Source organism: Corallococcus exiguus (assembly GCF_009909105.1).
In the GTDB taxonomy this organism is placed as follows: domain Bacteria; phylum Myxococcota; class Myxococcia; order Myxococcales; family Myxococcaceae; genus Corallococcus; species Corallococcus exiguus.
The window spans coordinates 172,083-185,824 of record NZ_JAAAPK010000002.1 but is presented as its reverse complement, the minus strand read 5'-3'; the positions used below and the strand labels follow the sequence as shown (position 1 = coordinate 185,824).

At 66.4% G+C, this 13,742-nt stretch carries 10 protein-coding genes and 1 pseudogene; 2 read left to right on the top strand and 9 right to left on the bottom strand.

Going from position 1 to position 13,742, the window contains the following annotated elements; all coding sequences use genetic code 11:
* Positions 1-108: 108 nt before the first annotated feature.
* From GTZ93_RS07325 to GTZ93_RS07290, 9 genes and pseudogenes are all read right to left on the bottom strand, one after another.
* The gene (locus GTZ93_RS07325) at positions 109-702 is read right to left on the bottom strand and encodes an HNH endonuclease (RefSeq protein ID WP_014396030.1); all 594 of its coding nucleotides are present in this window, start codon (positions 700-702) and stop codon (positions 109-111) included.
* Positions 699-2,084 carry an L-seryl-tRNA(Sec) selenium transferase gene (gene selA / locus GTZ93_RS07320; protein WP_390624854.1) on the bottom strand — a complete coding sequence of 462 codons (1,386 nt, stop codon included), beginning with the start codon at positions 2,082-2,084 and terminating at the stop codon, positions 699-701. Before selA ends, GTZ93_RS07325 begins: the two co-directional genes overlap by 4 nt.
* A 123-nt stretch (positions 2,085-2,207) precedes the next feature.
* Complete coding sequence (locus GTZ93_RS07315) at positions 2,208-3,335, bottom strand: toll/interleukin-1 receptor domain-containing protein (RefSeq protein WP_139917818.1); 1,128 nt, start codon at positions 3,333-3,335, stop codon at positions 2,208-2,210.
* 251 nt (positions 3,336-3,586) lie between these two features.
* Positions 3,587-3,715: pseudogene (locus GTZ93_RS42635) on the bottom strand (IS30 family transposase); the annotation flags it as partial.
* A gap of 133 nt (positions 3,716-3,848) precedes the next feature.
* Positions 3,849-4,229 (bottom strand): VOC family protein, encoded by a 381-nt coding sequence (locus GTZ93_RS07310; RefSeq protein WP_139917816.1) that lies wholly within the window; start codon positions 4,227-4,229, stop codon positions 3,849-3,851.
* 26 nt (positions 4,230-4,255) lie between these two features.
* Entirely contained in the window at positions 4,256-5,290 is a 1,035-nt protein-coding gene (locus GTZ93_RS07305) for a serine/threonine-protein kinase (protein ID WP_161662699.1), read from the bottom strand.
* A gap of 13 nt (positions 5,291-5,303) precedes the next feature.
* Complete coding sequence (locus GTZ93_RS07300) at positions 5,304-6,452, bottom strand: oxygen-binding di-iron domain-containing protein (RefSeq protein WP_139922985.1); 1,149 nt, start codon at positions 6,450-6,452, stop codon at positions 5,304-5,306.
* A gap of 148 nt (positions 6,453-6,600) precedes the next feature.
* Entirely contained in the window at positions 6,601-8,031 is a 1,431-nt protein-coding gene (locus GTZ93_RS07295; RefSeq protein WP_257979499.1) for a hypothetical protein, read from the bottom strand.
* A gap of 93 nt (positions 8,032-8,124) precedes the next feature.
* Positions 8,125-10,557 carry a transglycosylase SLT domain-containing protein gene (locus GTZ93_RS07290; protein WP_139922989.1) on the bottom strand — a complete coding sequence of 811 codons (2,433 nt, stop codon included), beginning with the start codon at positions 10,555-10,557 and terminating at the stop codon, positions 8,125-8,127.
* A gap of 110 nt (positions 10,558-10,667) precedes the next feature.
* On the opposite strand from GTZ93_RS07290, the gene GTZ93_RS07285 reads away from it, so the two are divergent.
* Positions 10,668-12,911, top strand: coding sequence for an ATP-binding protein (locus GTZ93_RS07285; RefSeq protein WP_161662698.1), 2,244 nt, complete (start codon positions 10,668-10,670; stop codon positions 12,909-12,911).
* Positions 12,912-12,960: 49 nt separating this feature from the next.
* Complete coding sequence (locus GTZ93_RS07280; RefSeq protein WP_139921697.1) at positions 12,961-13,662, top strand: TFIIB-type zinc ribbon-containing protein; 702 nt, start codon at positions 12,961-12,963, stop codon at positions 13,660-13,662.
* The last annotated feature ends 80 nt before the right edge of the window (positions 13,663-13,742 follow it).

Sequence of the window (13,742 nt, the reverse complement as noted above, 5' to 3'; positions counted from 1 at the left end):
CCGCCCGAGTCGACACCCCGCCATTTCACGGCCGACCCTGTAGCGCCCGGAGCCCGCGCCCCGGAGCCAGGAGGCTCGGGGAGCAGGCGGCCGGGGAGCCGTTCGCTGTCACTCGTCGAGCAGCTCGACGTTCCAGTACGACACGTCCGCGAGGTGGAGGAACGGCAGCCACTCCCGGTAGGTGATCTTGCGGATGGCGCCGCGAAACAGCGGCGTCCAGCGCGGGCGCACGGGTTTCTTGAGCAGCCGCATCCCGGCCTGTTCCGGCGTGCGCCCGCCCTTCTTCAGGTTGCAGGGCACGCAGGAGCACACGACGTTCTCCCACGTCGTCTTGCCGCCCTGGGTGCGCGGGCTGACGTGGTCCAGGTTGAGCTCGCTGCGGGGCAGTTGCTTCGCGCAGTACTGGCAGGTGTCGTTGTCGCGCGCGTAGATGTTGAGGCGCGAGAAGCGCACCTTGGCGCGAGGCAGGTGGTCATACGCGCCGAGCACGAGGACGCGCGGCACGCGGATGGTGCGGTCGATGGTGGTGATGCTGTCCTGGGTGGCGCTGAGGGCGGCCCAGTCCTCGAACTCATACAGCCGGTACTGTTCGTCGATGGCTTTGGCGACGCCCTGATACAGCAGGGAAAAGGCCCGTTTGACTGACGTCACGTGAACCGGTTGGTAGTACCGGTTTAAAACGAGCACGGCGCTGTTGATCATGGCTGGCTTCCCGAACGGGCGGCCGCCACAGCCTGCGCGACCTGCCCCAGGTCCTCCTCTGAGAGACACCGGACGTCGAGAACGACCTCGTCATCCGCAATCCTGCCAATAACCGGCACCTCGGCTTCGCGCAGACGTTCCAGGAATACTTTCGGCGCTTCTACGGTGAGGCTGCAAGCGTAGGAAGGCAACCGGGACAGAGGCATGGCACCTCCACCCACCTGTCCATCCACGGACACGACACGGCCCTCCACGCCCAGCGCCGCGAGCAAGGCCGCCAGGCGTTCGGCACGGGATTGCAACAAAGCCGGTTGCTGGGTGAGCAGGCTTTGGGTGGGGACCGCGTCCGCGCGGCCATCCCGGTACAGCTCCAGCGTCGCCTCCAGGGCCGCGACCGTCATCTTGTCGACACGCAGCGCACGTGTGAGCGGGTGGGATTTGATGCGCTGGAGCAGGTCCGCGCGGCCGACGATGACGCCCGCCTGGGGACCGCCGAGGAGCTTGTCGCCGGAGAAGGCGACGACGTCCGCGCCGTCCCGGATGGCCTGGCCCACGGTGGGCTCCGGGGTGAGGCCCGGGCCGGACAGCGGAATGAGTGCGCCGGAGCCCAGGTCCTGGAACACGGGCACGTCACGGGAGCGTCCCAGTTCGGTGAGCTCCGCGAGGGACGCCTCTTCCGTGAAGCCGACGAGCGCGAAGTTGGAGCGGTGGACCTTCACGATGAGGCCGGTGTCTGGACTCAGGGCGTTGGCGTAGTCCGCGCGGCGGGTGCGGTTGGTGGTGCCCACTTCGACGAGCTTCGCGCCGGACTGGCGCATGACGTCGGGGATGCGGAAGCCTCCGCCGATTTCGACGAGCTCGCCGCGGGAGACGATGCATTCGCGGCCGGAGGCGAGCGCGGCGAGGACGAGCAGCACTGCGCCCGCGCAGTTGTTGACGACGATGGCGTCCTCCGCGCCGGTAAGCGTGCGCAGGTGGCCGATGAGCGGGGCGTAGCGGCTGCCCCGTTCGCCTTCGTCCAGGTCGTATTCCAGGTTGGAGTAGCCCCGGGCCACGGCGACGACTCGTTCCACGGCTTCTGGAGCTAGCGGTGCGCGGCCGAGGTTCGTGTGGAGCACGACGCCGGTGGCGTTGATCACTCGCCGGAGGTTTGGCGTGGAGAGGGACGCGAGCGCCGCTTCCACGTCCGCGTCTTCGAAGGGACGCAGGTCACCGGCGAGGAGCCGGGCACGCACGCGTTCAACAGCGAGCCGCAGCGCCGCGACCGCGCGGGCGTGGGGAAGGTTCGCGAGCCGGAACTCCAGCGACGGCCGCCGCAGGAGTTGTTCGATGGACGGAAGGCCGCGCAGCAGTGCGTTCTTTGCGTCTAGTGAGATCCTCACGTCCATAGTCAAGACTCTACTCGACTCAAGACCTGTCAGCTGTTCTCCAGCCTCGTTCTATGCGTGCTGGAACTTGGCTCCCCCTTTTTGCGTGCTCCAGCCTCATTACTTCATGCCGTCCGATTAAAACGGAATATCCTCCGGATCTTCCTCCCACCAAAACCCGAACCACTTTCTCGAAAAATCAATTTCGCGAATAGACGGGATATGGCGGCACGACACTTCATAGTCAAGCCGATACTCAACATCCACGGCAGCCCAAAAATCATCAACAGCCCGCAGTGCCTCATGCAACTGAGAAACTCTTGCGCTCTGAAAGTTCAAATAGAACTCGCCATCGTCATAAGGTCTCACCAACCCCTGATCAACAGCGGCTTCCCAGTCAGCGGCCTCGGATTCAAACACCCGAAAATGCGCTTCGCTGCCAACAGCTCTTGCATAGACCATACGGAAAATAACGCTAGGCACAGTCTTTCCAATTCGACTTACTCGCTCAACCAAATCGCTAAATTCAGTATCCCCGCCAGAGGGCTTTACGGCTCCAGTAGTGGTTCCATTGGCCGCAATTGGCGGAACTGAGAATATGACTTTCCTGGCCAACTCGAGCACAGCGGGCTTTGCCGCCGCACGCAAACCCTCAGCCGAGACAATGCTGGCTTTTAGTTTCGAAGTAAGCTCTTCCACTTGATTCTCGAGCTTTTTATATTCAGAGCGGTCCACGACATCAGGAGAAGGCAACTTCGCGAGTTGGCCACCTAAGCCAGCCAAGAACTCCTTGACTTTCGCTGCGTAAACCCCAGCAGGGTTTGGTCGATGCCAGTTGGCTTCACGCAAGCGATCGTAGATCTCAAAAATTTTCCTCTCATCCTCCAACCTGAGACAGTGCACTCCATGGAGGACCCCTTCCAGATCTCCAAAATCAACCGGCGGAACCAGTATAGGGAGGAGTTTTTCTGCAGCCCATGCAGCCCCCAGTTCGCTCATGCAAAAGGGGCTTCTGTAATAATTCCGGGAAACAAGAGCGATGACAATTCTACTGTGCGAAATTGCCTGTCGGATTCTCGGATTAAAGTTTGTGCCGGCAGAAATTGGGCTACTTGCTGCCGAAGTGCAGAATATTTGTGACGCCGAGAGTCCGGCTCCAGCCACGAGAAGCTGCTCAACAAAATAGTTAGCCATGGCTCCGTCGACAGAGGAATGGCTAATGAACACCGGTTCCGGAGTGACAGCATTTGGGGACTTAGAAGACATTCAATGCTCGTGGGCGCGCAGACAGATCGGTAATTCATCCATTATAGTCGACCAAGCAGGTGCTCCAAAAACCTGGCAAGGACAACTGAACACACGAACAGGCTCCTCCCTCCGCAAGAGCCTAATTCGATAGGAGCGAGTGTACTGAGGAACTGCCCCTGCAGGAAATTCCGCATCGGCACATGAGAAGCGCCTCGGTTTCCCCTGCGAGCAAGCTGACATCGAAAACGGCTGAGCTAAAGTCGGCGCTCTCAAGCAGTCGTCGCAACAGCTGACGCGAATACTTCGGCAGGCGTTCGCCATGCAAGCGTTTGACGTGGGCGCCCGTTAAGTTCGTGCGCGATGGCATCGAGCTGCTTGCTGGAGAGGGCGCTCAGGTCCAGAAGGCGAAGCTGCGCATCTGGATCAGGTTGCGCATGGACCTTAAGGCGGCTTCTGCCAAACGCTGGAACCTTGATGCCCGGAACCGGCCCTGGATGAACGCCCAGGCCACTTTCCATCTAGGCACGAGGCTCACCAACCGCCGTAGGGCACGGTGATGGCCTCCATGAAATGGCCGCTGGGATCCTGGAAGTAGACCCCGCGGCCTCCGTCATGGGTGTTGATTTGATTCTCATGCTGGCCGCGCGGGTCGGCCCAATGCTGGATCTTCCGGTCGCGGATCTTCGCGATCAGCGAATCGAAGACCTCCTCCGTCACCAGGAACGCGTAGTGCTGCCCGTGGATCGCGTCCTGAGTGGTGACGTAGTCGAGCGACGCGCCGTCCGTCAGTTTCACCACCTGGAAGTGACCGAAGGGCTTGGGCTCCGGAAGCCCGAGCAACTCCGCGAGGAATTGCGCGGACGCGACCTTGTCCTTCGCGGCGATGATCGTGTGATTGAATTTGACAGACATGGAGGCCCCCCTGCGGATGAGCCCTCCTATAACGCGCGCCCGTGCTGGAGTGCCAGCGGCCACAGCTTCGCCAGTTCAGCGCGCAGCACCGTTGCACTGGCGTAACGCTCCTCGGGTCGCTTCCGCATCAGCGTGAGGACGACCTTCTCGAAGGCTTCCGGCAGCTCTGGACACCGCTTCCTCGGAGGCACAGGCGTCTCCTGCACGTGCATCAGCATCAGCGGGACAGGCTGCGCATGCCGGAACGGCAGCTGCCCGGTGATCATCTCGTACGCCACCACACCCAGGGCATACAGGTCCGTGGCCGGCGACACGGGCACACCTGTCACTTGCTCCGGAGCCATGTACTCCGGTGTCCCCAGCGTCGCGCCCTGCGCCGTGTTGCCCATCACATGCGCGCTCTTGGCGAGCCCGAAATCCATCAGCTTCAGCACGCCCGTGCGCGTGATGAACAGGTTCCCGGGCTTCACGTCCCGGTGCAGCACCCCTTGCGCGTGCGCGTGCTCCAGCGCCACCGTGGCGTGCGTCAGCCACCGCAAGGCATTGGCCAACGTAGGTCGGCCCTCCATCATCACCTGACGCAGGTCCCTTCCCTCCAGCAGCTCCACCGTCAGGTAGTGCCGGTCCCCATCCGAGCCCACGTCAAACACATGCAGGATGTTCACGTGCTCCAGCGCCCGGGCGTGGTCCACCTCCTGGCGGAAGCGCGTCACCATCGCCTCGTCGGCGTACGGCACCGCCAACACCTTGAGCGCCACGCGCTGGTGCTTCTTCACATCCAGCGCCTGATACACCGCCGACGTCCCACCCACCCCCAGCCACTTCTCCACCCGGTAGCGCCCCGCCACCACCTGCCCGGGGACAAGGCCCTGGCTGGTGGGCACCAGGGGCTGCGGCGTCACCGCGCCCTGGATCAACGTGCCGCCCGGAGACACGGGCGTCCGCACCTGCGGCAGCGTCGGCTCCGAGCCGTCCTCTGCCACGGCGTTGCCCGGCCGCGCGTTCAGCGCCTCCGGGCCCAGGTAGGTCAACCCTCCGCTGTCACGGTCCTTGGAATGCACCCGCCCTCCCCTCTCACGACTCCAGCAGCGAGACGGGGGCCGGCGCGCCTGCGCCTTCGATGTCCAGGTGGGGCGTGGGCAGGTTGTATTCAGCGGCGGCGATGGTGGCCTCCACCATGATGGGGCCGGAAATCTCCGTGGGCTCGCCCTGGCAGAGCACCTCCACCACGTGCTCCAGCGTCCACTTGCCCATGCGGCTCACCTCCAGCTGCTTGCCGTTGAACTTCGCCGTGTCCGCCAGCTGATCGCTCGCGGTGAGCTTGGCCTCCACCGAATCCCCCAGGTAGCCGCGCGCCAGGTTCAGCACCCGATCAATCACCGCGCTCCAGGCCTGCAGGTGCGTGCGGTCCTGCGCCTCGTCGATGATGTCCAGGCCCACCTGGAGGCGCTCCATGCGCTCCAGGAACTGCTGCACCAGCTTGCCCCGGATGACGCGGCCGTGCTGCGGGGCGATCATCTCCACCGCGGGCGTGAGCTTCCGGATGGCCGCCACCGCGCGCACCAGCGCCGAGTTCACCGGCATGTAGATTTGATGGAACGCCCGGATACCCGTCCAGTCGGACTCCTCCGCCCACAGGCCCTGCGCCTTGCTGTCCGTGAGGCCGCCGAAGAGGTCGCCCGTGAAGAGCACCCGCGTCTGCGGGTCGTAGAGCATCACCGCGCCCCGGAAGTGGCAGAACGGCGACGGCACCGGCAGCAGCTTGTGGCCCGTGGGCACGCTCAACCCCTGCGAGAACTTCTCCGTCGGGATGAAGCGGTTGCGCGGCAGGTTGAAGTGGACGATGAGCCGCCAGGTGTCCTCGGAGCACAGGATGCTCGCGCGCGGCGAGTAGCGCGCCGAGATGATGTTCGCGGACGAGCCCACGTCCGGATCCTGGTGGTTGATGAAGAGCGCCGACAGCCGGTCCATCCCCCCAATCAGCGACACCACCTTCGTGTGGATGGTGGAGAAGTCGCTGCTCGACCCGGGGTCGATGAGGAGGTTGAACTCAGAGGGTTTCTTCGTCCGGGTGTCCGTGCCCCGAAAGCGGCGCAGGTACGGGTTGGCGAAGAAGATGCCGCCGGGCTCGCGCTTCCCGACCCAGAAGGTCTCCGGGGCGATTTCCACGGCGGTGCGGTTGAGGTCTATCTGTTGAGGGCTGGGGGCGCTGGGCTGACTCATGGCGTGTTTCCTTCACGCAAACGAGGGGGTGGGACTGCCCCTCAATCCTACCAGTCCCACTCCGATCCCGAGATTCTTCCAGTGCTCCTGCACGGGGGGACATGAGCGCCGCTTCTCGCTCTGCCACCCCCCGGCAATCAGGACCAATTCAGTACTCGCCGGACTCCTTGCCCGGCCGGTCGTCGAAGAGCTGCACCCAGCGTCCGTCGAAACCGCCGTTCTGCGGCAGGTACCACCCGCCCTGCAGCCAGAAGCCCTGCTCTCGCCCGTCGGTGTCGTCCGTCACGCCCGAGTGCACGAAGTAGTCGTGCTGCCACCAGTACGAATTCACCGACGCCGGGTAGCCGCTGGCGCTCATGCGCGTCTGCCCCCGCGAGTCCGCCACCGTGCCCGCCCACGACTTGTCGTGGAACTCGCTGGACCCGCCACCGCCCGTGTCCGACGCCTTGTCGTTCAGCTCGAACGTGCCGAAGAGCCACTTCTTCGACGGGTAGCCCTCGCGGTCGTCCTGCCCCTCCACGTCGCGCGTCTTGGAGAAGAAGCGCTGCATCCCCACGCTCACCTCCGCCTGCCCCGCCTCGTTCACCACCGGGCTCTCCAGGAAGAAGAACTGCGGCGCGTCCGGCAGCCAGTGCGTCGCATAGCCCCCGTGCTCCCAGTGCGTGGGGAGGATGTCCGCCAGGTCCTGCAGCTCGTACGTGACGCGCTTCACCGCGGGCCAATTGGCCGAAGACCCGTTGTCATAGCGGCTGGCCTGGGCGTCCGCCGTCGAGTACCGCACCGGCTGCGCGTTGAACGCCGTCACCGCCGCCCCGTCGTCCTCCGGCACGAAGACGAAGTGCAGCTTCTTGCGCCCGTCGTCGTTGTTCACGTCCGCCTCCGCCTTCCCGCCAGACGCCATCCGGCCCGCGAAGAACGAGTACGAATCCGTCACGAAGCGCAGCTCCTGCCCGTGCGGCGCCAGCAGCTTGTCGGACCACTCCGCCTGCCAGATGAGCAGGTGGCTGCCGGTGCCCGTCTGCATGAACTGGAGGTCGCCGCTGCCCGCCCGGCGCACGACGTTGCGCTTGTGCTGCGTCACCACCGCGTACGCCACGGTCTCGCCGCTGCCCGGGTTGCCCACCACGTTGCGAACCTGGAGCTCGACGCGCTCCCAGTCGTGCAGCTGCCAGTTGCCCGCCGCGTTCTTATCCAGCGCGTGATACAGGTGATACACGAGGGTGAGGTTCTTCCCCCCGTCCATGTACTCAATCAGTGACGTGTAGAGCGTCGGCCGGATGCGCCACTTGTCGAACGCGCTGGGGCCCACGCGCGACGCGTCCACGTACTGGTTGATCTGCTTCCAGTGCAGCTTGTTGTTGGAGAAGTCCCCGTCCTGGTCGAAGTCGAAGTTCGTCAGCCAGTCGTAGCCGTGCTTGTTGTCGTTCGCGTTCGCGCGCTTGAAGATGACCGGCGCGTAGTAGCGCAGGAACGCCTGCCGCTGCGCGTTCGTCAGCGACCAGGCCTGCGCCTCGGCTTCAGCCGGAAGACACAAAGCCACCAGGGTGAAGACAGCGACGGCGAGGGGAGCGATTCTCATTCGGAGGGGGAGCATGGCGGCCGACGAAATCACGGCCCGCCCTTCCCCCTCCACAAAGAAAACTCGAATTCAGGCTTCAGCCAGGATTACGCACTAACGCGATGCACTGGGCATCACCGGCACCTTCGGCACGCGGCCGTAGAGCAGCTGGTAGGTGTTGTAGGAGCGCAGCACGCGCTTGATGTAGCCGCGCGTCTCCGCGATGGGGATCTCCTCCACCCACGCATCCAGCGCCAGGTCCGGCCTGGCCGCGCGCCAGCGGTTCACCGCGCCGGAGCCCGCGTTGTAGCTGCCCACCGCGTAGGGCGTGTGGCCCTTGAACTGCTTGATGAGGCCGCCCAGGTAGTGCGCGCCGAAGCGGATGTTCAGCTCCGGCTGGAGCAGCGAGTCCACGGTGAAGTGCTTCACCTTGAGCTCGCGCGCCACGCCCTTCGCCGTGGAGGGCATCAGCTGCGTGAGGCCCAGCGCGCCGGCCCAGGACAGGGCCTTGGGGTCCAACGCGCTCTCCTCGCGCATCAGCGCCTGGAGCAGGTCCGGCTCCACGCCCGCGGGCACGGTGTGCTTCTCAATCAGATCGCGGAACGCGTTGGGATAGGCCACCTCCCACACGGGCCGCGTCTGCGCGGTGATGCGCCCGCTCAGGTCCTTGCGCAGCGCGAGCCGCGCGATGGCGTGCGCCGACCGCGCGTCGCCGGACTGCGACAGCACCATCACCAGCAGCCGCATGGACTCCGGCGGCTGGTTGGCGCGGTTCACCAGCATCAGCTCCGACGACACGGAGTCCGCGAAGCCCAGGCGCAAGAGCTCCACGCCCGCGCGGAAGTGGGGGTCGTCCCCCATGGGGCCCGCGAACATCGGCCAGGGGCTGGCGGCCTCCGGCACGTCGAAGATGGACGACGACACGGCCTCCAGCCGCTTGGGGTCCAGCTCGCCCAGCTTCGAGCGCGCCATCAGGCCGTAGTACGTCGCCGGGTGCTCCACTGCGAGCTTCTCCATCAGCTCCGCGGCGCCCTGGATGTTTCCGCGCTCCTCCAGCGTGCGAGCCCGCCAGTACTGCGCGCGCTCCACGTCGTAGGACTCGTCCGCGTTGGCGAACTGCGCCTCGATGCGGTCCAGGAAGGAGAAGCCCCCGTCCTCCACCTTCGACGTGCGCGCCACCCAGAAGGCCTTGAAGAGCGCCTCGCCCAGGAAGTCGCCCTTGGGGTACAGGCGCGCGACTTCGTCCAGGCGCGCCATGGCCTCCTTGGGGCGGTTCGTCTTCACGTACAGGTCGGCCGCGTAGAAGAGCGCGTCGTCCGCGAACGAGTGGTCCGGGAACTCCTTCGCCAGCCGCTCGTAGGTGTCCGGGCCGTGCTGCTGATCCACGATGGAGCGCGACGAGCCCAGCACGTACAGCGCGCGGGCCAGCAGGTCGCGGTCATTGCACTGCTCCACCACCGGCGTGAGGATCTGGATGGCGGCCGTGTGCTGGCGCTCCTTGCGCTGACCCTTGCCGAACGCGAAGTGCGCGCGGCACGCGAGCGTGTCCGGCAGCTTCATCGTCTTGAGCATCGGCTCCAGGATGGCCATGCCCTGCTTGTTGCGGTGCGCTTCGATGAGCGCCTCCGCGCGGCCCACCTTGGCGTCCAGGGGCGGCGTCTGCCCCTTGAGGCGCTTCTCCACCTGCTTGACGATGGGCGACAGGGGCTGGGCTGCCCACAGCTTCCACAGCGCGGCCTTCTCCGCCGCCTTGTCCTTCTTCTCCACCGCCAGGTCCGCCGTGGCGATGAGCGCCTCCGCGCCCACGTTGCGGCCCCAGCCCGTCATCATGCGCTGGGTGAGCGGCGTCAGCGCCTCCATGGCGCCGTCGTAGTCCTTCTTCTTGCGCAGCACGCGCGCCAGGCCCAGGCGCGCGTCCACGTACATGCGCGAGCCCTCCGGCACCTGCTTGAAGCTGGCCGCCGCGTCGTCCAGCCGGCCCTGGGACTCCAGCGCCACGCCCGCGTGCGTGAGGCAGCGGTCCTTCAGCGCCGGGTAGTCGTTGGCGAGCGCCGCCATCTCCGTCGCCGCCGACTTGTCGTCCCCGGCCCGCACCGCGGACAGCGCGCGCAGGTAGCGCACCGGCGGGCTGTCCCCTTCACCCTCCAGCAGCGCGCGCGCCTTGGTGTACTGGCCCTTGTCGAAGGCGTCCTTCGCGTCCCGCTTCTTGCCGTCGGCGAAGTACGGCGTCAGGTCCTCCAGCCCGTAGCGGCGCCCGCGGTGCACCACTGGCGTGGGCGGCACGATCCCCGGGAAGGCCGGGTTGAACACCTGCACGTAGCCCACCGGCAACGGCGCCTTGTCCGCGTCCGGCGGCGGCGTCAGCTGCGCCTCCGACGGCGCGTTGTCCGTGCGCGTCGTGGGGGCCTGATCCGTGTCGTCGCTGGGAGCCGGGGCCGTGGCGGCCGGAGCCACCGGGGCGGTGCTGGGGACCGAGGGGGCGGGAGCCTGCGCGGACAACAGGGCCGCGGAGGCGAGGAGGGCGAGATGCTGGAGGGACACTTTCATTCGCGGGGGCCTCGGGGACCCTGGGAGATGCGCTCGGGCACGCCCGAGGACAACTGGGGGTGGTTGGAAAATTTCCAGCCCCTGACAGAGGTTAGACTGTCCGCCTGCACATGGATATCCGCACCCAGAGCGCACTGCTTGCTTCCATCATCGGTCTGGCGCTGGGCGTGTCCATGTTGTTGCGCCCCGGACGACCCCGGGTCCTCACGCTCTACTCCGTCTTCACCCTGACGGTCGCCGGGTACTACCTCAGCCTCTTCTTCCACAGCATCTTTCCCTCGCAGGACTACCCCTGGGTGTCCCGCATCGCCCTCGGGGCGACGGTGCTCGTCGTCTCCCTGGTGCCCGGGGCGGCGGTCGCCTTCTTCCTCGAGTTCCTGGGGGTCAGCAAGGGAGCCCACCAGGTCGGCCGGCGGCTCGCCCTCCTGTCCGGCGTGCTGGGCTTGACCGTCGCCGTTACACCCCTGGCGGACAATGGGTGGGCCCGGCTGGCGCTGGGCGCCTGGGTGCTGGGCACGCTGTTCACTTCCGTGTCCTTGCTGGTGCACCGGGTGCGCACGACGGAGTCGCGCATCGAGCAGTTCCGGCTGGCGTACCTGGCCATTGGCGCGGGCGCGGCGGTGCTGTTCAACGGGCTGGACTTCCTGTCGCGCAACGACATCCCGTTCCCCACGCTGGGCCCGGTCTTCGCGACGCTCTACCTGTTCTTCCTCGCGCAGACGCTGTTGCGGCTGCGGCTGATGGACCTGCACGAGCTCTTGGGGAAGATCGCCTCGCAGACGGTGCTGGCGGTCATCCTGGCGTCGGTGTTCACGGTGCTGACGGCGTGGGTGGACGAGAACACGTCGCTCTTCGTCTTCAACACGGTGGTGGCCGCGTTCGTCATCCTCATCCTGTTGGATCCGCTGCGCACCAAGGTGGAGGAGATGGTGGTGCGCATCTTCTTCCGCGAGCGCTTCGCGCTGCTGGGCACGCTGAGCACCCTGCGCGTGCGCATGGCGTCCGTCATCGAGATTTCAGAACTGGCGCGCGTGGTGCTGGACGCGCTGCACGAGACGGGGCGCGTGACGCACGCGTCGGTGTACCTGATGGCGGAGGACCGGCCGGGCTACCGGCTCCTGGACTCGCGAGGCCCGCTGCCGGTGGCGCTGCTGGACACGGCGGCCGCGCGCGGCGTGCTCTTCGCGGTGGCCAGCGGGCAGAAGGCGGTGCTGCTGGAGAACATCGAGCGGCGCATCTCCGTGATGCGGGTGCAGGCGGTGGAGGGCAAGCGCTTCCGCGACGAACTGAAGCGGCTCAACGACACGCGCGCCGCGCTGCTCCAGATGAAGGCCGGCATCAGCGTGCCGCTGATGGGCAATGACCGCGTCATCGGCTTCCTGAACCTGTGGGACGAACGGGTGCCAGAGGCGTACGCGTCGGATGAAATCGCGCTCATCCTGGAGGTCTCCGAGCGGATGGCGACGGTGCTGGAGAACTCCAAGCTGTACGAGAAGATCCGCGAGCGGGACCGCCTGGCGGCGCTGGGTGAGATGGCGGCGGGCCTGGCGCATGAAATCCGCAACCCGCTGGGCGCCATCAAGGGCGCGGCGCAGTGCCTGGACCCTCGGAAGCTGCCGGGCGAGGACGGCGAGTTCCTGGACGTCATCGTGGAGGAGGTCAACCGCCTCAACGGCGTGGTGACGGCGTTCCTGGATTACTCGCGCCCGCTGAAGCAGAACTTCGGACCCACCGACCTCAACGAGGTGGTGACGCGCACGATGCGGCTCATCCAGAACGACATGCCGCCCACGGCGGAGCTGGCGGTGGAGCTGGACCTGCGCCTTCCGCGCGCGGAAGGCGACGCGGAGCAGCTCAAGCAGGTGCTGATCAACCTGGTGCAGAACGCGGTGCAGGCGATGGGGCCGCAGCCGGGCCGCATCACGGTGCGCACGGAGAAGCCGGAGCGCTTCGGCGACCTGCGCAGCGCGGGCGGCGAGTTCGTGGAGGTGCGCGTTTCCGACACCGGCCCGGGCATCCCGGCGGATCAACAGCCGCACATCTTCGTGCCCTTCTTCACGACGAAGCAGAAGGGCACGGGCCTGGGGCTCGCCATCAGCCAGCGCATCGTGAAGAACCATGGCGGCAGCATCAGCGTGCTGAGCAAGTCGGGCGAAGGCACCACGTTCATCATCCGCCTGCCGGCCCTGCCCTCCGAGCAGGTGGAGGGCGCGCTGCCGGACGGCACCCCCGCGCCGCCCACGCGTCCCTCCCAGCCCGCCCTCCCCGTCCCGGAGGAGCTGCGCGAACCCGCGCCGGCCCCGAAGACGCCCGAGCCCAAGCCGAAGAAGGAGAAGCGCCGCCGCACGGGGTGAGTCCCGCGGCATCCCGTTTCCGGGAAAGACCCGGTAGGCTGAGGGCGCCATGCAGGCGTGCCCCTTCTGCCAGACGACGATGCGCAACACCTACGCCCGGGGGCTGGTGCGCGACGAGTGCGGAGCCTGCGGGGCCGCCTGGTTCGAGGAGGAGATGCTGGCGCGCGTCGTCGGCGCGCCCACGCTGACGGCCGTCTTCGAACAGGCGAAGGGCAAACCCGGGCGCTGCAAGGGCTGTGAGGCCTCGCTCCAGTACGTCCCGGGCTGTCCGTCCTGCGGGCGCCAGGCGCCCACCTGCCCCACGTGCGGCAGCGCGCCACTGTCCATGGTGGAGCTGCGGGACGTGGCGGTGGACGTCTGCACGAAGTGCCGGGGTGTGGCCCTGAACGCGGAGGAGCTGGCCCGGCTCCAGAAGACCGCGGAGCCGGAAGCCCGCCATGAGCCACAGCCCATCGCCGCTGACTTCGAGCACGAGTACGACCCCAAGCGAAGCCTGAGCCTGTTGCCCAAGGTGCGCGTGGGTGACGAGCCGGCCTGCGTGACGTGTGGCCGGAGGATGGACGTGCGCTACGGATTCGTCTGGGAGGAGCGGCTGTACTGTGGAAGCTGCGCGCCGGACGGTTCCGCGCCGTATACGGACGAGCTGACCAAGGCCCAGCCCAGCGAAACCTACGGCCGCCGGGCCCGGCACCTGAACAACAGCGCCGCCGAATCCGCCGTCGTGTGGCTCCTGTCGAAGATCTTCAAATAGCCGCTGTAGCAATTCAGGTTACAAATCAGCGTCTCGCACGACGCATTTGTCACGTTGAAAATTTCACCCAGGATATTGCA

What these genes read in the sequence shown, in the direction of transcription:
- GTZ93_RS07325 (WP_014396030.1), bottom strand. Translation starts at nt 702, where the DNA reads ATGATCAACAGCGCCGTGCTCGTTTTAAACCGGTACTACCAACCGGTT.
- GTZ93_RS07315 (WP_139917818.1), bottom strand. Translation starts at nt 3,335, where the DNA reads ATGTCTTCTAAGTCCCCAAATGCTGTCACTCCGGAACCGGTGTTCATT.
- GTZ93_RS07310 (WP_139917816.1), bottom strand. Translation starts at nt 4,229, where the DNA reads ATGTCTGTCAAATTCAATCACACGATCATCGCCGCGAAGGACAAGGTC.
- GTZ93_RS07300 (WP_139922985.1), bottom strand. Translation starts at nt 6,452, where the DNA reads ATGAGTCAGCCCAGCGCCCCCAGCCCTCAACAGATAGACCTCAACCGC.
- GTZ93_RS07295 (WP_257979499.1), bottom strand. Translation starts at nt 8,031, where the DNA reads ATGAGAATCGCTCCCCTCGCCGTCGCTGTCTTCACCCTGGTGGCTTTG.
- GTZ93_RS07290 (WP_139922989.1), bottom strand. Translation starts at nt 10,557, where the DNA reads ATGAAAGTGTCCCTCCAGCATCTCGCCCTCCTCGCCTCCGCGGCCCTG.
- GTZ93_RS07285 (WP_161662698.1), top strand. Translation starts at nt 10,668, where the DNA reads ATGGATATCCGCACCCAGAGCGCACTGCTTGCTTCCATCATCGGTCTG.
- GTZ93_RS07280 (WP_139921697.1), top strand. Translation starts at nt 12,961, where the DNA reads ATGCAGGCGTGCCCCTTCTGCCAGACGACGATGCGCAACACCTACGCC.